The sequence below is a fragment of the Methylobacterium gregans genome, assembly GCF_022179245.1.
Classification (GTDB): domain Bacteria; phylum Pseudomonadota; class Alphaproteobacteria; order Rhizobiales; family Beijerinckiaceae; genus Methylobacterium; species Methylobacterium gregans.
The window spans coordinates 1-19,041 of sequence record NZ_BPQM01000097.1; the positions used below are offsets into that span (position 1 = coordinate 1).

Consider the following 19,041-nt stretch of genomic DNA (forward strand, 5'->3'; position numbering starts at 1 on the left):
GCTGCTGGCCGCCAGCGAGGTTCTTGCTCGACTTGTCGACATCCGAGCTCTTCTCGTTCATCGTCTGATCCGGCGACTTGCCCTTGGTCGAACCCGTATTGCACGGAGCGGCCAATGCGGCGCTGGCGGTGAACGTCAGGATGGCCAGCGCACCAGCGATACCGGTAACCTTCATTGCGTTTTCCTCCGATCTTCTGCGGCAGGATAATTCCGGCATCGACGCGAAGGTTCCTATGGCATTCCTATGAAGATCATTCGGCAATTCGGCCCGTTCGGACTGCCTCCTCAACGGTCCGCGCGCTCATGAGCCGTCGCGGCGGCGCTCACGCTCGGCTCTCAACTCGCGTTCGGCGAGAAGCCAGAACTGGATCTCGAAGCCGTCCGGCCGGTGGTTGCGCTCCCACAGCTCGTAGGCGCGCTCGCGGATCTGCTCGAAGGTGATCGCGTCGGCCGGCACCCTGTCAGCCGCCGCCTCCGTCGATGGGGCGTCGGCGGGGCCGCTCTGCGTCGCGAACGGCGGGTCCGCGTCGTCCGGGTCGGGTCTCGAATCCTCGCGTGACACGCGTTCCATCATCGCCGGGGCCGCCTGTTCCGATCGTGCGCCTCTCCCGATGCCGGCATCCGCGTCCGCCGCGGGCAGCTTCGGGGTCCCGCCCAAAATCGCTCCTCTTCGGCGAACTCGCGAGGCGAGGTCCGGTTTCCGGCGGGCTCAGGGCCGCCGCATGAGCCGGGTGAGGACGGGCCAGTACGCAGCCGGCATCAGCCGCTCCAGCAGCGCCACGATCCGCGCGTCGGTGCCGACCAGCACCCGGGCACGCCGCCGCTCGACCGCCCGCAGGATGATCTCGGCCGCCCGCTCCGGCGCCAGCTTCAGGTAGCTGTTGGCGAGCGCCCGGCCGCGGGCCCCCTCCTCCGGCGCGATGTCGGCTGGGAGCCGGGCGCTGTAGGCGATCCGCGTGGCCACGCCTCCCGGATGGACGACGGTGACGCCGACCGACGAGCCGGCGAGTTCGTGGGCGAGCGCGTGAGAGAAGCCGCGCACCGCGAACTTGCTCGCCGCGTAGGCGGTCTGGCCAGGGGGGGCGATCAGCCCGTAGAGGCTCGAGAGGTTGACGATACGCGCGTCCGGGCTCTCCCGGAGCAGCGGCAGGAACGCGCGGGTCATCCGCACCACGCCCCAGAAGTTGATCCCGATCAGCCACTCGAAATCGGCCTCGGCGACCTGATCGAACGTGCCGCCGAGGGCGACGCCCGCGTTGTTGACCAGAAGGTCGAGGCCCGGATGGACGGCACGGATCGCGGCGGGGAGTGAGGCGATCGCCTCCCGGTCGCCGACATCGAGCCGGTGCTGGCTGATCCGCAGGCCTGCTGGCAGAAGCCGCGCGGTCTCGGAGAGACCGGCGGCGTCGATATCTGCCAGGGCGAGGTGGCAGCCGCGCCGGGCCAGCGCCTGCGCGAGGGCGCGGCCGATGCCGCCCCCAGCGCCGGTGATCAGGGCCGTGCGGCCGGCCAGCACGAACGGGTCGCCCATGGTCCGCCCCTCAGGCCGCCCGCCGCGCATCGGCGGCCGGCGTACCCGCGCGGCCGAACGTCATCGCGCCGTCCGCGACGCGGCCGTAGCGCAGGGTCAGCACGTCGAGCACGTAGTTCTGGTACAGGCGCCAGGGCCGGCGCGTGCCCTGTTTCGGCAGCAGGTGGCGGCCGCGCTCGATGTAGCCGGAGGTGAAGTCGATGGTCGGTGCCTCGCCCTCGCTGCCGTCGCGGCAGGCCATGCACCACGCGTCGCCGCGGGCGTCCATGCGGCGGATCAGGCGGCAGACGTACTGCGCCGTCAACTCGCATTTGAGCGTCCAGGACGCGTTGGTGTAGCCGATCGCCACCGCGAGGTTCGGCACGTCGCTCAGCATCATGCCCTTGTAGAGCCAGGTCCGCTGCGGATCGACCGGCGCGCCGTCCACCGAGAGCGCGAGGCCGCCGAGCATCTTCAGCTTCAGCCCCGTGGCGGTAACCACGATATCGGCGGGGATGTTGCGTCCGGAGGCGAGGCGCAGGCCCGCCTCCGTAAAGGTCTCGATCGCGTTGGTCTCAACCGAGGCGCGGCCCCCGCGGATCGCCCGGAACAGGTCGCCGTCCGGCACCAGGCAGAGGCGCTGGTCCCAGGGCTTGTAGGTCGGGGTGAAATGGGTCGCGACGTCGTAGTCCGGCCCGAGCTGGTGGCGGATCCCGCCGAGGATGCGCGCCGTCATCGCCTCGGGTTTTCGGCGGGCGTACTGGTAGAACAGGATGCTGAGCGCGACGTTCTTCCAGCGGGCGAGCCGGAGCGCCAGCCGCTCCGGCAGACGGGCGCGCAGCCACTCGGCGGCCCGGTCGCGGGCCGGCAGCGCGACGACGTAGGTCGGCGAGCGCTGCAGCATGGTGACGTGGGCTGCCTGTCCCGCCATCGCCGGCACCAGCGTCATTGCGGTCGCGCCGCTGCCGATCACAACCACCCGCTTGCCCGCGTAATCGAGGTCGTCCGGCCAGGCCTGCGGGTGGACGAAGCGGCCCCTGAACCTGTCCGTGCCCGGCCAGTTCGGCAGGTAGCCGGATTCGTAGTCGTAGTAGCCGGCGCAGACGGAGAGGAAGCCGCAGGTGAGGCGCTGAATCCGGCGCTCGGGCCCCACCTCCAGATCGAGGACCCAGCGGGCGGCGGCCGAATCCCAGTTCGCCGCGACGACCCGGTGGCCGAACCGGATCTTCCGGTCGATCCCGTAGGCGGCCGCCGTCTCGCGGAGGTAGCTGAGGATCGAGGCGCCGTCGGCGATCGAGCGCTCGCCCGTCCACGGCCGGAAGCTGAAGCCGAAGGTGTAGAGGTCTGAATCCGAGCGCAGGCCCGGATAGCGGAACAGGTCCCAGGTGCCGCCGGTCGCGTCCCGCGCCTCTAGGATCGCGTAGCTCTTGCCGGGGCAGAGCCGCTGCAGGTGGTAGCCGGCCGCGATGCCGGAGATGCCGGCGCCGATCACCAGCACGTCGAGGTGGTCCGCGCTATCCGCGCGGCCGGGCGAGGCGGGATCCATCGGGGCTCCGGCAACCGGGAACGGGCCGGATGTCTAGGGCGTTCGGCCGACGAGCGTCAACGGATCGTCAGCGCCGCGCGGCCTTCCGCGCGGGCGCTCGAGGGACCATATTCGCCCTATGGCGACACCCCGCAAGCCCCGCAGCGCGACGGCGAAAGGCCCGAGCAAGGCCGACAAGCCCGAGCTTCAGCCCCTCGACCCCTTCCTGGCCGACCTGCTCAACCCGGCGCTGAACCGCAACCGGGTGCCGGACCCCGAGCGGCCCGGCCAGATGCCGGCCAAGCGCGGGCGCCGCAAAGCCGGCGAGCCGCAGGGTTTCGGCGAGGCGCCGCAATCGGGCATAACGGTCGCGCCAGGCGCGGCGGTCGATCCGCGCCTTGCCCAGGCGCTCGGCCTGACGCCGCCCGAAGACGGGCCGGCCCCGGAGGGCATGCCCGACACCGCACCTGTCGATGAGGGGGGCGCCTCCGCGACTGTGGCGGCGCTGGAGCGTCTGCTTACCGAGGGCAACCCGCTCTTCAAGAACGGCGCCGCCTGGGTGCCGCACCGCCCTGAGCGCCCGAAGAAGTCCGAGGCCGGCATCCGCTTCGTGATGAAGTCGGAGTTCGAGCCCGCGGGCGACCAGCCGGCCGCCATCGCCGAGCTGGTGAAGGGCGTGGGCGCCCACGAGCGCGATCAAGTGCTGCTCGGCGTCACCGGCTCGGGCAAGACCTTCACGATGGCCAAGATCATCGAGGAGACGCAGCGTCCGGCCCTGATCCTGGCGCCGAACAAGACCCTCGCCGCGCAGCTCTATGGGGAGTTCAAGAGCTTCTTTCCAGACAACGCGGTCGAGTACTTCGTCTCGTACTACGACTACTACCAGCCCGAGGCCTACGTCCCGCGATCAGACACCTTCATCGAGAAGGAATCCTCGATCAACGAGCAGATCGACCGGATGCGCCACGCCGCCACCCGCGCCCTGCTGGAGCGCGACGACGTCATCATCGTGGCCTCGGTCTCGTGCATCTACGGTATCGGCTCGGTCGAGACCTACACGGCTATGTCGTTCACGGTCTCGCTCGGCGAGCGCATCGAGCAGCGCCAGCTCATCGCCGACCTCGTGGCGCTCCAGTACAAGCGCATCCAGTCCGACTTCGCGCGCGGCACCTTCCGGGTGCGCGGCGACACGATCGAGCTCTGGCCGGCCCACTTGGAGGATCGCGGCTGGCGCATCGGTCTGTTCGGCGACGAGATCGAGAAGATCGTCGAGTTCGATCCGCTGACCGGCAAGACCATCTCCGAGCTCAAGTTCGTGAAGGTCTACGCCAACTCGCACTACGTCACGCCGCGCCCGACGCTGCAGCAGGCGATCAAGGGCATCAAGCACGAGCTGAAGGGCCGGATCGAGGAGCTGACCCGGATGGGTCGGCTGATCGAGGCGCAGCGCATCGACCAGCGCTGCACCTTCGACATCGAGATGATCGAGGCGACCGGCGCCTGCAACGGCATCGAGAATTACTCGCGCTACCTCACGGGCCGCAAGCCCGGCGAGCCGCCGCCGACGCTGTTCGAGTACCTGCCGGACAACGCCCTGGTCTTCACCGACGAGAGCCACGTCACGGTGCCGCAGATCGGCGGCATGTACCGGGGCGACTTCCGCCGCAAGGCGACGCTCGCCGAGTACGGCTTCCGCCTGCCCTCCTGCCTCGACAACCGCCCGCTGCGCTTCGAGGAATGGGACGCGATGCGGCCGCAATCGGTCCACGTCTCGGCGACGCCCGGAAAGTGGGAGATGGAGCAGACCGGCGGCGTCTTCGCCGAGCAGGTCATTCGCCCGACGGGCCTCGTCGATCCGGTGATCGAGATTCGGCCCGCCCGCTCCCAGGTGGACGACCTGCTCGGCGAAGTGCGCGAGGTCGCCCAGGCCGGCTACCGCACGCTGGTGACGACGCTCACCAAGCGCATGGCCGAGGACCTGACCGAGTATCTGCACGAGAACAACGTGCGGGTGCGCTACATGCACTCGGACATCGACACGCTGGAGCGCATCGAGATCATCCGCGATCTTCGGCTCGGCGCCTTCGACGTGCTGATCGGCATCAACCTGCTGCGCGAGGGCCTCGACATCCCGGAATGCGCGCTCGTTGCGATCCTCGACGCGGACAAGGAGGGCTTCCTCCGCTCCGAAACGTCGCTGATCCAGACGATCGGCCGCGCGGCCCGCAACGCCGAGGCGCGCTGCATCCTCTACGCCGACCAGGTCACCGGCTCGATGGAGCGGGCGATGGCCGAGACCGAGCGACGGCGCCAGAAGCAGCTCGCCTACAACGCGGAGCACGGCATCACGCCGCAGAGCGTGAAGCGCGGGATCAGTGACATCCTCTCCAGCGTGTTCGAGCGGGACCACGTCCAGGTCGATACCGGCCTCGCCAAGGACGCGATCACAGTCGGCCACAACCTGAAGGCCGTGATGGCCGACCTCGAGAAGCGGATGCGCACCGCCGCCGCCGACCTCGATTTCGAGGAGGCCGCGCGGCTCCGCGACGAGCTGAAGCGGCTCCAGGCGACCGAACTCCTGGTCTCCGACGATCCGATGGCGCGCCAGGGCGACGTCGAGCGCGAGGCCGGCAAGTTCGGCCGCAAGCCCCCGCGCGGCGCGGGCGGCAGCCGCATCGCCGCGCCGGACCTGGACAATATGGGTCCGGGCACCGACCGAGAGCTGCCGGTCGGCGTGCCCGTCTGGCAGGAGCGGCCGAAGCCGCGCTCGACCCAGGGGCTCGGAGGCCAGAAGCCGAAGTACAAGGGCGGCGGCGGACGGAAGCGGGGGTGAGATCGGGTCCGCACGCTTGCCGACGATCGCGCTTCCGATCGGTCATTGCCGGCGACGCGCATCCCCTCTCCCCACCAGCGGGGAGAGGTGGCCCGGCGGCACGATCCGAGAACACCGCACGGCCCTGCGCCGAACCCACACGACGAGATACCCGCATGCGCCCACGCTACGCCCTCGCGCTCCTCGCCCTGCTGCCGACCGGCGCCCAAGCGGCCTCGGTCGATCTCGCGGGCAGCGCGACCGTCGGCGCGCTGCGCCGGGAGGTGACGCTGCGGGTCGCCTGCGAGGAGAAGACCCGTGCGGTCTCGCTCGACCTGATCGTACCGGGCTTCGCCGACCTGGAACCGGTCTTCGACTTCTCCGGGCTCGAGGGCCCGGGCGGCAGCACGGCGATGCTGAGCGAGTTCCGGGTCGTCGGGACCGGGGGCGTGCGGACGGCCCGCACGCGCGCCACCGGCGCGGTCGCGGCCGAGCCCGCGACGAACTTCAGGCTGACCGTGGAGCCGGCCCGGCGCGGCGAGACGCCGGCCAACGGCATCGCGGTCGCCCTCGTCGAGCCGGGAGCGCGGCTCGTCTGGACTCAAGCGAGCCCGCGCAAGGATGACGCCCCGCTGGTCGCGAGCGTGACCGTGCCCGCAGCCGAGACCGGGCAGCTGCGAGCGGCGCTCACGCCCTGCCTCAGCGGCCCCTGAGATCGTCGGGGCTCAGTTCACCTCGACCTGAACCACGCCGGGCACGGCGCGCAGAGCCCCGGCGATGGCCGGGGTCGCCTGGTACTTGCCGGGCAGGCGCACCTCGACCTCGCGGGCGCCGTCGAGCATCAGGATCAGCGAGACCTCGCCCTCTCCGCGGAGCGCCAGACGCTGCTGCACGGTGGGGATCGGACGCTCGTCGCGCAGGAAGATCCGCATGCCCTTCTGGTAGCGGGCCACCGCCGCGTCGAGGGGTTCGGCGGTCATGATACGGGCGCGCACGTCCTCGCCCTCGAGGTTCGCCTGAAGCTGCAGCACCAGCGGCTTTCCGGGCTCCAGGATGTCCCGGTAATGGCCGAGGCCTTCCGAGAAGATGATCGCCTCGAAATGGCCGGTCTGATCGGAGAGCGTGACGATGCCGAGCTTGTTGCCGGTCTTGGTGCGCCGCTCCGAGCGGTCGAGAACCGAGGCCGCGACGCGCCCCACGCTGGTCGTGCCGGAGCGGACCGCGCGGCAGAAATCCGCCCAGCTCTGCACCCGCAGCTTGCCGAGCAGGTCGCCGTACTCGTCGAGCGGGTGACCGGAGACGAAGAAGCCGATCGCCGCGTATTCCCGCTTCAGCTTGTCCGACATCGGCCAGAGCTCGTGCGGCGGGATCCGCAGGGAGACCGAATCCGACACCACGCCGCCGAACATGTCGGTGATGCCGGTCGATTCCGCCTCGGCCGCACCTTGCGCCAGCTTCATCATCGGCTCGATGGCCGCGAAGGCGCGGGCGCGGTCCGGCTCGATGCAGTCGAGCGCACCCGCCTGGACGAGGCTTTCCAGCACCCGCTTGTTCACCATGCGCGGGTTGAGGCGCCGGGCGAAGCAGGCGAGGTCCTTGTAGGGCGTATCCCCGCGCGCCTGCACGATGGAGCGCACCGCCTCGCGGCCGACGCCCTTGATGGCGGCGAGCGCGTAGCGGATGCGGCCGTCATGAACCTCGAAGACCTCGCCGGAGGTGTTGATCGAGGGCGGATCGACCGGGATCTTCAGGCGCTGCGCGTCCTGACGGAATTCGGCGAGCTTGTCGGTGTTGTCGATGTCGAGCGTCATCGCGGCGGCGAGGAACTCGACCGGGTAGTTCGCCTTCAGGTAGGCCGTCTGGTAGGTCAGCAGGGCGTAGGCCGCCGCGTGGCTCTTGTTGAAGCCGTAATCGGCGAACTTGGCGAGCAGGTCGAAGATCTCGTCGGCCTTGGCCTTGGTCAGGCCGTTGGCGGTGCAGCCCTTCACGAAGCGCTCGCGCTGCGCGTCCATCTCGGCACGGATCTTCTTGCCCATGGCGCGACGGAGCATGTCGGCCTCGCCGAGCGTGTAGCCCGCGAGCACCTTGGCGATCTCCATCACCTGTTCCTGGTAGACGATGATGCCGAAGGTCTCCTTCAGCATCGGCTCCAGCATCGGGTGCGGGTACCAGTTCGCCTCGTTGCCGGCGTCGCGCCCGAGCTTGCGCTCGCAATAGACCGGGATGTTGGCCATCGGGCCCGGCCGGTAGAGCGCCACCAGCGCGATGATGTCCTCCAGCCGGTCGCACTGCATCTCGCAGAGCGCCTTGCGCATGCCGGCCGATTCCACCTGGAACACGCCGACCGTCTCGCCCTTCCCCATCGGCCCGTAGGTCTTCGGGTCGTCGAGCGGCAAGGAGGCCAGATCGATGTCGATGCCGCGCTGCTTGAGGAGGTCCGTGCAGCAGCGGAGCATCGTCAAGGTCTTGAGGCCGAGGAAGTCGAACTTCACCAGGCCCGCCTGCTCGACCCACTTCATGTTGAATTGGGTCACCCGCATGCCGGTCTTCGGGTCGCGGTAGAGCGGCACGAGCTGCTCCAGCGGCCGGTCGCCGATCACCACGCCGGCCGCGTGGGTCGAGGCGTGGCGGTGCAGGCCTTCGAGCTTGCGGGCGTGCGCCATCAGCCGGGCGACGACGGGCTCCTCCTCGATCGCCGTCTGCAGCTTCGGCTCGCCCTCGATGGCCTGGGCGAGCGTCACCGGATTCGCCGGGTTCTGGGGGACGAGCTTCGTCAGCTTGTCGACCTGCCCGTAGGGCATCTCCAGCACGCGGCCGACGTCGCGCAGCACGCCGCGCGCCAGCAGCGTACCGAAGGTGATGATCTGCGCGACCTGCCGCTCGCCGTAGCGGCGCTGCACGTACTGGATCACCCGTTCGCGACCCTCGACGCAGAAGTCGATGTCGAAATCCGGCATCGAGACGCGCTCGGGGTTGAGGAACCGCTCGAAGAGCAGGCCGAAGCGCAGCGGGTCGAGATCGGTGATGAGGAGCGACCACGCCACCAGCGAGCCCGCGCCCGAGCCGCGGCCGGGGCCGACCGGGATGTCGTGGGCCTTGGCCCACTTGATGAAGTCCGAGACGATCAGGAAGTAGCCCGGGAACTTCATCTTGACGATGACGTCGAGCTCGAAGGCGAGGCGCTCGCGGTACTGATCGGGGGTGAAGCCCGGTGCCGGTCCGTGCTTCTCCAGCCGCGCCTCCAACCCGGCCTCGGCCTGGCGGCGCAGCTCGGTCGGCTCGTCGGCACTGATCGCCTCGGCGACCGCCGTTGTCGCCTCGGCGGCGAGCGCGGCTTCCTGCGCCTTCTGGCTCTCGGCCAGCCCCTCCTCCGCGACGGTGCCGAAATTCGGCAGGATCGGCTTGCGGGTGCGCACCCGGTAGGCGCAGCGCATCGCGATCTCGACGGTGGCCTGGAGCGCGTCCGGCAGGTCGCGGAAGAGCTCGGCCATCTCGGCGCGGGTCTTGAAGCCGTGGCTCGGGGTGAGCCGGCGGCGGCGCTCGTCCGAGACGACGCGGCCCTCGGCGATCGCCAGAAGCGCGTCGTGGGCGTCGAAGTCGTCGGGCTTGGCGAAGAAGGGCTCGTTGGCCGCGACCAGCGACAGTCCCTCGGCGTCGGCGAGGTCGATCAGCGCGTCCTCGACCCGGCGCTCGTCGGGCAGGCCGTGGCGCTGGATCTCGACATAGAGGTTGTCCGGGCCGAAGGCGGCCTTGAGCGCGGCCAGCCGCGCGCGCGCGCGCTCGGGCTGGCCGGCGCGGATCGCGGTATCGAGGGGCCCGGTGGGCCCGCCGGTGAGCGCGATCAGCCCGCCGGCCGATTCGACGAGCGCCTCGGCGCGGACACGCGCGGCCTCGCCGAGATCGTTGTCGAAGTAGGCCCGGGAGGCCAGCCGCAACAGGTTGCCGTAGCCCACCTCGTCCTGCGCCAGCAGCACGATGTTGGTGACCTGGACCTGGCTGCGGCCCAGCGGGTCGGCCGCCTCGAAGGTCACGGCGAGCTGCATGCCGGCGATCGGCTGGATGCCGGTGCCCGCCGCCTTCTCGGAGAATTCCAGGGCGCCGAAGAGGTTGTTCGTGTCGGTGAGCGCGAGCGCCGGCTGGCGGTCGGCCGCCGCCGCCTTGACGAGGTCGCCGACCTTCAGGGCGCCTTCGAGCAGGGAATAGGACGAGTGAACGTGAAGGTGGACGTAACCCACCTCCTTGAGCTGACGCGCCATGACCGACCTTGTTCGTGGTCGGACAGGATCGCCGAGAGGCCTGGGGCGAGTCTGTCACCGCCGGGCCGCACCGGGTGGGATATCCACGATTCTCCGCGCGTTCTCCCCCGTTCGGGTACCGTTTCGATCGTCCCGGCGGCGCACCCGCGCTTTTCCTGTGCGCAACGCGGCCCGACGGGAACAAACCGCGTCCGTGCAATCGGGCGCTAATGCATCGGGGCCAAGGCTACGCCCCAGGCCGCCAGAGCAACCGACAGGAGCCCGAATGCCATGAACTCCGCCATGCCCGTGAGGATCATCCGCTTCAGCATCTGCCGCGTCTCCTAAGAACAAGCCAGGAACAGAGCGACTATTGTTCCCTTTATGTTCTGAGTAAAGCCGGCCAGCAGCGCCGCCTGACGCCAGGGTTAACAGAGACTTACCGAATGATCGGCGACGTCGAGCGGGTGCAACGGCGCTGCAACGCCAACGCAGCGCGTTCGTGGTACGGCGCAGCCTGACGCATTGCAGAAGCATCGCGGCCTGCTAGATCCCCCCGCTTCGAGCAGAAGCGCCGTGGGAGCCGGGCAATTACACGCGATCGTACTACCACCAGGATGGAGTTTTTCTTGGTGGCCGTCGGCACGCACGGTGACGTGCTGCCTTTCATCGCTCTCGGTGCGGAGATGGCGCGCCGGGGGCACGGCGTCGCGCTGGCCGCGCCCGCCCCGTTCGAGCCGCTGGCTCGACGCGCCGGCCTGCCGTTCCAGCCGCTCGGCACCGCTGCGGATTACGAGGCGATGATCCGCGCGCCCGACCTCTGGCACCCGCGCCGGGGCGTGCGGCCGCTCTTCGACTACGTATCCTCGCTCACCGAGACCACGCTGCTCTGGCTCGGCGCGAGTTGGTCGCGGGAGCGCGGCGGTGTGGTGATCGCCTCGCCGCTCGCCCTCGGCGCGCGCCTCGCCCAGGATCTCTACGACCTGCCGATGGCGACCTTGCAGGTGATGCCGTTCCTGATCGAGAGCCGAGTCGCGCCGCCGCGCCTGCCGGGACTGCCGCTGCCGCGCTTCTTCTCGGCCCGGCTCCGTCACTGGCTCGGCGTCGGCGCGGATGCCTACGCGATCGGTCCCGCCGCCCTGCCGCCGTTGAACGCGCTGCGCGCCCGGCTCGGCCTCGGCCCGGTGCGGCGGCTGCGGCACTGGTGGAACAGCCCGACGCGGATGCTGCTGATGTTCCCCGACTGGTTCACGCCGCCGCAAGTCGACTGGCCGGCGCAGGCGGTGCAGATCGGCTTTCCGCTGGTCGACCGCTTCGGCGACGCCGCCGAGATCGCGCCGGACCTCGCCGCCTTCCTCGATGCGGGCGATAAGCCGCTGGTCTTCACCTATGGCTCGGCCATGCGGCACGGGGCACGCTTCTTCGCGACGGCGGTGGAGCTGTGTCGGCAGATGGGCCGGCGCGGCGTGCTGCTGGCGCCCCAGTCCGGACAGATCCCCCGGGACCTTCCGCCCGGCATCATGCATCTCCGCTACGCGCCGTTCGGCGCGCTGCTGCCGCGCTGCGCGGCGCTGGTCCATCACGGCGGCATCGGCACGGTGGCGCAGGCGCTCGCCGCCGGCATCCCGCAGCTCGTGGTGCCGGTGGCCTTCGACCATTTCGACGAGGGGCGCCGGCTGACGGAGCTCGGGCTCGGCGCGATGCTGAGCCGCCGCGCCTTCCGCCCGGCAAAGGCCGCGCGCCTGCTCGACCGCCTCATCGACGACCCGGCGGTCGCCCGTGCCTGCGCCGCGGTGCGCGAGCGGATGCGGGCGGATCCGGATCATGTCGCGCGGGCCTGCGACGCCGCCGAGGCGATGCTGGCGGTGCCGGGCCTGCGGGCGGCGTCCTGAGGCGACCGCCGTAATCGGGCCGCCGGACCCTCAGTCCAGCTGGTGGATCAACCCGTCCCGGATCGTCACGCGGCGGTCCATGCGGGCGGCCAGATCCATGTTGTGCGTGGCGATGAGCGCCGCTAGCCCCGAGGCACGCACCAGCGCCAGCAGGATCCCGAAGACGTGGTCGGCGGTCTGCGGGTCGAGGTTGCCGGTCGGCTCGTCGGCGAGCAGCAGGCGCGGACCGTTGGCGACCGCGCGGGCGATCGCGACGCGCTGCTGCTCCCCGCCGGAGAGCTCGGCGGGGCGGTGCGGCAGCCGATCCTTGAGGCCGAGGAAGCCGAGGAGCTCGGCGGCGCGCGCCTTGGCCTCGGCCCGCTTCAGGCCGCGGATGAGCTGGGGCATCACCACGTTCTCCAGCGCCGAGAACTCCGGCAGCAGGTGATGGAACTGGTAGACGAAGCCCATCTCCTCGCGGCGGAAGCGGGTGCGCTCGGAATCGGTCATCGCGGCGGTCGGCTGCCCGCCGACATAGACCTCGCCGCCGTCCGGCCGCTCCAGCAGGCCCGCGAGGTGCAGCAGCGTCGATTTGCCGGCGCCGGACGGCGCCACCAGGGCGACGAGCTCGCCCGGCCAGATCGCGAGGTCGGCGCCCCGCAGGATCTCGAGGGCGCCCTCGGCCTGCTTGTAGCGCCGCTCGACGCGAGCGAAGAACAGGGCCGGCACCGGCTGGGCGCCGGGGGCGTCGGTGCTCATGCGATGCTCATCGGGGGTTCCGCGTCTCAGCCGTAGCGCAGCGCCTGCACCGGATCGAGCCGGGCCGCGCGCCAGGAAGGATAGAGCGTCGCGGCGAGCGACAGCAGGAAGGCGGTGATGACCACGACGGTGATCTCGCCCGAATTCATCTCGGCCGGGATCTCGGCCAGGAAGCGCACGGTCGGATCCCAGGCGCCCGGGAAGAGCACGCGCTGGATCGGCTTGATGTTGAGCGTGATGACGACGCCGAGCACGAGCCCCGAGAGCGTGCCGACGAGGCCGATCAGCGCGCCGTTGATCAGGAAGACCCGCATGATCGTGCCGGGCGTCGCACCCATCGTGCGCAGGATCGCGATGTCGCTCGACTTGTCGCGCACCAGCAGGATCAGGCCGGAGACGATGTTGAGCGTCGCCACCACCACGATCAGGCTGAGGATCAGGAACATCACGTTGCGCTCGACCTCGAGCGCGCCGAAGAAGGTGCGGTTGCGTTGGCGCCAGTCGGTGAGCAGGATCGGCCGCTCGGCGGCGAGCTCAAGCGGCTCGCGCATGGCCCCGACCTCGTCCGGATGATCGATGTAGATCTCGATCATCGAGACGTCGCCCTCCTTGTTGAAGAAGGCCTGGGATTCGGCGAGCGGCATGAACACGAAGGTCGAGTCGAACTCGGTCATGCCGATCTCGAACACCGCCTTGACCGCGTAGCTCTTGGTCCGCGGGGCCGTGCCGAAGGGCGTCGTCGAGCCCTTCGGCGTCGAGAGGGTGATGGTATCGCCGGCCTGGAGGCCCAGCGCATCCGCCAGCCGCCGCCCGATGATGACGCCGGCGCCGTCGTCGAACCCTTCGAGCGTGCCGCCGCGCAGCGATTTCGAGATCGCCGCCATGCCGTCGAGATCCGCACCGCGCACGCCGCGCACCAGCACGCCGCTGCCGCCGTAGGGCGAGGAGGCGAAGGCCTGTCCCTCCACGAGGGGGATCGCCGCGCGCACGCCCGCGACCTTGGCCAGGCGCTCGGACAGATCCTCGTAGTCGGTGAAGGTGCGGTCGATCGGCGTGGCGAAGACGTGCCCGTTGATGCCGATGATCTTCGACATCAGCTCGGAGCGGAACCCGTTCATCACCGAGAGCACGATGATGAGCGTGGCGACGCCCAGCGCGATGCCGAGCACCGAGAAGAAGGCCACGACCGAGACGCCGCCGCCACGGCGGCGGGCGCGCAGGTATCTGCCGGCGATGATCCACTCGAAGGCCGCGAAGGGCGCGGTCGCGCCGGCACGCCTCAGGAATGTGGCGAGCCGCGCGGTCCGCCCGCCCGTTTCCGTCGCGCTGCCGGCCATCGTGCGCCTTCAGATCCGCCGGATACGGGTGACGAGGTCGACGGGCGCGACCGCCTCGCGCTCGCCGCCGGCCCGACGCTTCAGCTCGATCTTGCCGTCGGCGAGGCCCTTCGGGCCCACCACGACCTGCCAGGGCAGGCCGATCAGGTCGGCGGTGGCGAACTTGGCGCCGGGACGCTCGTCGCGGTCATCGTAGAGCACCGTGAGGTTGGCCGCCTCCAGCTGCGCCTGGATCTCGGCGCAGGCGTCGTCGGTCGCGGCGTCGCCCACCTTCAGGTTGATCAGGGCGACGTCGAAGGGCGCGACGGCGTCCGGCCAGATGATGCCGCCCTCGTCGTGGCTCGCCTCGACGATCGCGGCGACCAGCCGGCTCGGGCCGATGCCGTAGGAGCCCATATGCACGGGCCGTTCGATGCCGTCCGGACCCGCCACCTTGGCGCCCATCGGCTCGGAATACTTGGTGCCGAAGTAGAAGATGTGCCCGACCTCGATGCCGCGGGCCGCCAGCCGGTCGGCCTCCGGCACCTCCGCGAAGGCGTCGGCCTCGTGCATCTCGTCGGTGGCGGCGTAGTGCGAGGTCCAGGCATCGACGATGCCCTGGAGCGCCGCGACGTCCTCGAAATCGGTGTTGGCCGGCGGGATCGGAAAATCGAGATAGGCGCGGTCGCAGAAGACCTCGCTCTCGCCGGTCTTGGCCAGGATGATGAACTCGTGGCTGAGGTCGCCGCCGATCGGGCCGGTATCGGCGCGCATCGGGATCGCCTTGAGGCCGAGGCCCGCGAAGGTGCGCAGGTAGGCCACGAACATCCGGTTGTAGGCGTGGCGCGCGCCCGCCTGATCGAAATCGAAGGAGTAGGCGTCCTTCATCAGGAACTCGCGCGAGCGCATCGTGCCGAAGCGCGGGCGCACCTCGTCCCGGAACTTCCACGAGATCTGATAGAGGTTCTTCGGCAGATCCTTGTAGGAGCGCACGCTCGCCCGGAAGATCTCGGTGACCACCTCCTCGGCGGTCGGGCCGTAGAGGATCTCGCGGTCGTGCCGATCCTTGATGCGCAGCATCTCCTTGCCGTAGGCGTCGTAGCGTCCGGATTCGCGCCAGAGGTCGGCCGACTGCACCGTCGGCATCAGAAGTTCGACGGCGCCGGCCCGGTCCTGCTCCTCGCGGATCACCGCGCAGACCTTGTTCAGCACGCGCAGGCCCAGCGGCAGCCAGGCGTAGATGCCGGCGGCCTCCTGGCGGATCAGGCCGGCCCGCAGCATCAGGCGGTGCGAGACGATCTCCGCCTCCTTGGGCGTCTCGCGCAAGGTCGGCAGGAAGTAGCGGGAGAGACGCATGGCGATCCGATCGCGGTCCGGACTTCAACGGGCACGGCGGGAGCGTTCCGCGCCGAGCGCACACAACACATTGCCTCGGGAAAACACAAGCGCCGCGCAGCCGTGCGAGCCGCGCCGCCCGGTTTCCACATCGGCGCGGAGGCGCTGCGACGATCGTTCCCCGAGGCGGCGAAAAAGAGCACTTTTCGCCCTCAGGGGGCGTGACAGCACGAACTGTTGTTCCTATAAGCGCTCTCGCGATGTTTGCGACGCCCGGCAGAGGTGGCGCAGGGTCCGAGTCTCGGGAGGAAAAACCGACCGCCACGCAGTCAATGCGTAGGTCAATCAAGGTCGATCCATCTACGCTCTTCGAAAAGCAAGGCCTCAGGCCTTGCTTTTTTGTTTTGGGCACGGCCGAGCCCGCGACGGTCCCCTTCTGCTCCGGCCGGCTTGTGCCGGGCTTGCCTACAACCCGGCGAGCGGGAAGATCGCGAGCGCCGCGAGGAAGACCGCGCCGGCGAACAGCGTCGTCCAGACCGCCTTCTCACGCAGACGCGGGCTCGCCGGGGCGCCGGGATCCTGGCCCTGCACGATGTGCTCGGCCCGGGTCTCGGGCTGGTTGCGGATCGGTAGTATCGCGAAGAGGAGCGTCCACCACACGACGAAGTAGAGCGCGGTGGCGCCGACGATCGTCAGCTTGAACAGCGCGACCGCCGCGGCCACGAAGGCCGCGACGAGGACGACGACGAGGGCGAGCGTGCGCCCCGTCGACTGCGCCACCTGTGCGAGGAAGCCGCTCACGCGTCAGACCTGCTCCAGCTCGACCAGGGTGCCGAGGAAGTCCTTCGGGTGGAGGAACAGCACCGGCTTGCCGTGGGCACCGATCTTCGGCTCGCCGGTGCCGAGCACGCGGGCGCCTTGCGCCTTCAGCTTGTCGCGGGCGACCAGGATGTCGTCCACCTCGTAGCAGACGTGGTGGATGCCTCCGCCCGGGTTGCGCTCGACGAAAGCGGCGATCGGGGAGTCCGCGCCCAGCGGCGCCATGAGCTCGATCTTGCTGTTGGGGAGCTCGACGAACACCACCGTGACCCCGTGCTCGGGCTGCGGCAGCGGCGGCTGCACCGTGGCGCCGAGGGTGTCGCGGTAGACCGCGCAGGCGGCGTCGAGGTCGCGCACCGCGATGGCCACGTGGTTGAGCCGGCCGATCATCGTATCCTCCCTAAGGTCTCGTTGCCGCCTCCGGCGAGGACGCGGGTCCTCCCCCCTGTAGGGAGAGGAACAGGGTGAGAGGTATGGGACTTCCGGGCAAAGCGGAAGATCGACGCGGATCGATCGGAGTCCGACCCCGAAGGCGCTGATCCCTTCGGCCCTCGCATCCTCCCTCCCCCGTGCAGGGGGAGGGAAGCGTTCGGGCGTCAGACCTCGACCACCTGCACGTGGCAGGCGGGCTTCTTGCCCCAGGCCTCGTTGACGGCGGTACGGACGGCGCGGTCCACGGTCTTCTCGACGCCCTCCGAGTCCTTCAGCTTGCCCTTCGACATCCCAGCCAGCGTGTCGGTGACCGCATCGACCACGGCCTCGATCAACGGCTCGCCGGTGCGGCCGCGGTTCGGCAGGCCGATGATGTCGATCGCCGGCTCGCCCAGCACCACGCCGTCCTCGTCGATGGCGATGGCGACCGAGACGAGGCCGGCCTGCGCGAGCTTGCGCCGCTCGGGGATCGCCCGGTCCTTGTCGTCGATCAGGACGTTGCCGTCCTTGAACAGGCGGCCGGCCTTCACGTGGCTGATCACCTCCGGCTTGCCGGGGGCGAGGCGGACGAGGCTGCCGTTGCGGGCCTTCACGACGTTCTGCACGCCCTGCGCGCGGGCGAAGCGGGCGTGCTCGTCGAGATGCAGCGCCTCGCCGTGCACCGGGATCGCCGTGCCGGGCCGGGTCCAGGCGTACATCTCGACCATCTCGTCCCGGCGCGGGTGGCCGGAGACGTGGACGAGCTCGGTCCGGTCGGTGATCACCTCGACGCCCTGCTCGATCAGGTCGTTGATGATCGCGCCGACATCGCGCTCGTTGCCGGGGATCGCGCGCGAGGAGAAGATCACCCGGTCGCCGCCCGCGAGCTGGATGTCGGGATGGTCGCGGCGCGAGACGCGGGCCAGCGCGGCGCGCGGCTCACCCTGCGAGCCGGTGAGCAGCGCCACGACCTTCTCGCGCGGCAGGCTCTTCCACGAATCCGACCGGCGGAAGTCCGGCAGGCCGTCGAGGTAGCCGCACTCGCGGGCGACGTCGATGACCCGGTCCATGGCGCGGCCGACGGCGATCACCTCGCGGCCGCAGGCCTGGGCGGCCTCGGCGACGGCGCGGATGCGGGCGACGTTCGACGCGAAGGTCGTCACCGCGACCCGGTGCGGGGCCTCGGCGATGAGCTTGCGCATGGTCTGCGCCACCTCGGCCTCGGAGGGCGAGAAGCCCTCGCGCACGACGTTGGTCGAATCGCAGACGAGGGCCAGGATGCCCTCGTCGCCGAGCGCCCGGAACGCCTCCGGCGAGGTCACCGAGCCGGCCACCGGCGTCGGGTCGATCTTCCAGTCGCCCGTGTGCACCACGAGACCGGCGGCGGTGCGGATCGCGATGGCGTTCGACTCGGGGATCGAGTGCGAGACCGGCACGAAGTCGAGCTCGAAGGGCCCGACCGTCACCCGCTTACCGGGCTTCACCTCGCGCAGCTCGACCTTCGGGGCGCCCGGCTCGCCGAGGCGACGGGTCTCCAGGAGGTTCTTGGCGAAGCGCGTGGCGTAGACCGGCACCTTCAGGCGCGGCCAGAGCTCGCTGATCGCGCCGATATGGTCCTCGTGCGCGTGGGTGATGAAGATCCCGAGCAGGTCCTTGCGGCGCTCCTCGATGAAGCTGAGGTCCGGGAACATCAGGTCGACGCCGGGCATCGCCTCCTCGCCCGCGAAGCCCATGCCGCAATCGACCATGATCCATTTGCGCCCCTTCTCCGGGCCGAAGCCGTAGAGGGCCGCGTTCATACCGATCTCGCCCACCCCGCCGAGCGGCAGGAAGACGAGTTCGTCCTGTTTCGTCGTCATCGTTCGTCCAACCTTACGCCGCCGTCGCGGCCCTTCCGAAATGCACCTCACCGGCCGTCACCAGCCGGCGCGCACCGTCCGGGGCGGACATGACGAGCCGCCCCCCCTCGTCGATCCCCTCGAACCGCCCGCGCACGGTCTCCGTGCCGGTGCTCACGGCGATCGGCTGACCCAGCCCCGCCGCGCGTGCGAGCCAGCGCTCGCGAATCCCGTTGAACCCGCGCCCGCCGTCCCAGGCGCGCGCGGCCCCGGCCAGCCGGTCGGCCAGATGTTCCAGCACCGTCTCGGCGTCGGTCGCGAACCCCGCGCCCTGAAGCGAGACGGCCCGGTCGGCGAACGCCTCCGGTACGGCGGCCACGTTGACGCCGAAGCCGATCACCGCCGCGCGGCGACCGCCGGGCAGCGACTCGGCCTCCAGCAGGATCCCGGCCAGCTTGGCATTAGCGCACAGAACGTCGTTCGGCCACTTGAGACGGAAAGATCGGTCCGCCGCGCCCGGTTGACAGCCCGGCGCGGTGCCGCAGGACGCGTCGAGCGCCTCCGCCAGGGCGACGCTCGGCTTCGTGGCGGGCGTCGCCCTGGCGGAGGC

14 protein-coding genes are annotated in these 19,041 nt (G+C 70.3%); 3 read left to right on the plus strand and 11 right to left on the minus strand.

Going from position 1 to position 19,041, the window contains the following annotated elements:
* Positions 1–301: 301 nt before the first annotated feature.
* The 3 genes from MFF54_RS18735 to MFF54_RS18745 form a co-directional block, all read right to left on the minus strand.
* On the minus strand, positions 302–457 hold the full coding sequence (locus MFF54_RS18735) for a DUF2934 domain-containing protein (RefSeq protein ID WP_238304345.1): 156 nt from the start codon (positions 455–457) through the stop codon (positions 302–304).
* 252 nt (positions 458–709) lie between these two features.
* Positions 710–1,531: an SDR family NAD(P)-dependent oxidoreductase gene (locus MFF54_RS18740; RefSeq protein WP_238304332.1), complete on the minus strand. Its 822-nt coding sequence runs from the start codon at positions 1,529–1,531 to the stop codon at positions 710–712.
* A 10-nt stretch (positions 1,532–1,541) separates the two neighbouring features.
* Complete coding sequence (locus MFF54_RS18745) at positions 1,542–3,056, minus strand: flavin-containing monooxygenase (RefSeq protein WP_238304333.1); 1,515 nt, start codon at positions 3,054–3,056, stop codon at positions 1,542–1,544.
* Positions 3,057–3,174: 118 nt separating this feature from the next.
* Here MFF54_RS18745 and uvrB point away from each other — a divergent pair, with 118 nt between their 5' ends.
* Together uvrB and MFF54_RS18755 are read left to right on the plus strand one after the other, a co-directional pair.
* Entirely contained in the window at positions 3,175–5,868 is a 2,694-nt protein-coding gene (uvrB, locus tag MFF54_RS18750) for an excinuclease ABC subunit UvrB (RefSeq protein ID WP_238304334.1), read from the plus strand.
* 155 nt (positions 5,869–6,023) lie between these two features.
* Positions 6,024–6,560, plus strand: a complete 537-nt coding sequence (locus MFF54_RS18755; RefSeq protein ID WP_238304335.1) for a hypothetical protein — start codon at positions 6,024–6,026, stop codon at positions 6,558–6,560.
* 12 nt (positions 6,561–6,572) lie between these two features.
* On the opposite strand, the gene dnaE is transcribed toward MFF54_RS18755, so the two are convergent.
* Positions 6,573–10,103: a DNA polymerase III subunit alpha gene (gene dnaE, locus MFF54_RS18760; RefSeq protein ID WP_238304336.1), complete on the minus strand. Its 3,531-nt coding sequence runs from the start codon at positions 10,101–10,103 to the stop codon at positions 6,573–6,575.
* Between the two features lie 596 nt (positions 10,104–10,699).
* Here dnaE and MFF54_RS18765 point away from each other — a divergent pair.
* On the plus strand, positions 10,700–11,974 hold the full coding sequence (locus MFF54_RS18765) for a glycosyltransferase (protein ID WP_238304337.1): 1,275 nt from the start codon (positions 10,700–10,702) through the stop codon (positions 11,972–11,974).
* Between the two features lie 30 nt (positions 11,975–12,004).
* Here the strand turns inward: MFF54_RS18765 and MFF54_RS18770 are convergent, their stop codons facing one another.
* The 7 genes from MFF54_RS18770 to MFF54_RS18800 all read right to left on the minus strand — a co-directional run.
* On the minus strand, positions 12,005–12,712 hold the full coding sequence (locus MFF54_RS18770) for an ABC transporter ATP-binding protein (RefSeq protein ID WP_238304338.1): 708 nt from the start codon (positions 12,710–12,712) through the stop codon (positions 12,005–12,007).
* A 26-nt stretch (positions 12,713–12,738) separates the two neighbouring features.
* Positions 12,739–14,049, minus strand: coding sequence for a lipoprotein-releasing ABC transporter permease subunit (locus MFF54_RS18775; RefSeq protein ID WP_238304339.1), 1,311 nt, complete (start codon positions 14,047–14,049; stop codon positions 12,739–12,741).
* Between the two features lie 9 nt (positions 14,050–14,058).
* Entirely contained in the window at positions 14,059–15,384 is a 1,326-nt protein-coding gene (gene proS / locus MFF54_RS18780) for a proline--tRNA ligase (protein WP_238304340.1), read from the minus strand.
* Positions 15,385–15,828: 444 nt separating this feature from the next.
* Complete coding sequence (locus tag MFF54_RS18785; RefSeq protein ID WP_238304341.1) at positions 15,829–16,164, minus strand: DUF1467 family protein; 336 nt, start codon at positions 16,162–16,164, stop codon at positions 15,829–15,831.
* 3 nt (positions 16,165–16,167) lie between these two features.
* Positions 16,168–16,572, minus strand: a complete 405-nt coding sequence (gene mce / locus MFF54_RS18790) for a methylmalonyl-CoA epimerase (RefSeq protein WP_238304342.1) — start codon at positions 16,570–16,572, stop codon at positions 16,168–16,170.
* Positions 16,573–16,778: 206 nt separating this feature from the next.
* Positions 16,779–18,452 carry a ribonuclease J gene (locus tag MFF54_RS18795; protein WP_238304343.1) on the minus strand — a complete coding sequence of 558 codons (1,674 nt, stop codon included), beginning with the start codon at positions 18,450–18,452 and terminating at the stop codon, positions 16,779–16,781.
* Between the two features lie 13 nt (positions 18,453–18,465).
* Positions 18,466–19,041, minus strand: a 576-nt coding sequence (locus tag MFF54_RS18800; RefSeq protein ID WP_238304344.1) for a biotin--[acetyl-CoA-carboxylase] ligase, incomplete at its 5' end; no start/stop codon positions are given.

Coding starts and splice junctions, on each gene's coding strand:
- MFF54_RS18740 (WP_238304332.1), bottom strand. CDS start 1,531: ATGGGCGACCCGTTCGTGCTGGCCGGCCGCACGGCCCTGATCACCGGC.
- MFF54_RS18745 (WP_238304333.1), bottom strand. CDS start 3,056: ATGGATCCCGCCTCGCCCGGCCGCGCGGATAGCGCGGACCACCTCGAC.
- uvrB (WP_238304334.1), top strand. CDS start 3,175: ATGGCGACACCCCGCAAGCCCCGCAGCGCGACGGCGAAAGGCCCGAGC.
- MFF54_RS18755 (WP_238304335.1), top strand. CDS start 6,024: ATGCGCCCACGCTACGCCCTCGCGCTCCTCGCCCTGCTGCCGACCGGC.
- dnaE (WP_238304336.1), bottom strand. CDS start 10,103: ATGGCGCGTCAGCTCAAGGAGGTGGGTTACGTCCACCTTCACGTTCAC.
- MFF54_RS18765 (WP_238304337.1), top strand. CDS start 10,700: ATGGAGTTTTTCTTGGTGGCCGTCGGCACGCACGGTGACGTGCTGCCT.
- MFF54_RS18770 (WP_238304338.1), bottom strand. CDS start 12,712: ATGAGCACCGACGCCCCCGGCGCCCAGCCGGTGCCGGCCCTGTTCTTC.
- MFF54_RS18775 (WP_238304339.1), bottom strand. CDS start 14,049: ATGGCCGGCAGCGCGACGGAAACGGGCGGGCGGACCGCGCGGCTCGCC.
- proS (WP_238304340.1), bottom strand. CDS start 15,384: ATGCGTCTCTCCCGCTACTTCCTGCCGACCTTGCGCGAGACGCCCAAG.
- mce (WP_238304342.1), bottom strand. CDS start 16,572: ATGATCGGCCGGCTCAACCACGTGGCCATCGCGGTGCGCGACCTCGAC.
- MFF54_RS18795 (WP_238304343.1), bottom strand. CDS start 18,452: ATGACGACGAAACAGGACGAACTCGTCTTCCTGCCGCTCGGCGGGGTG.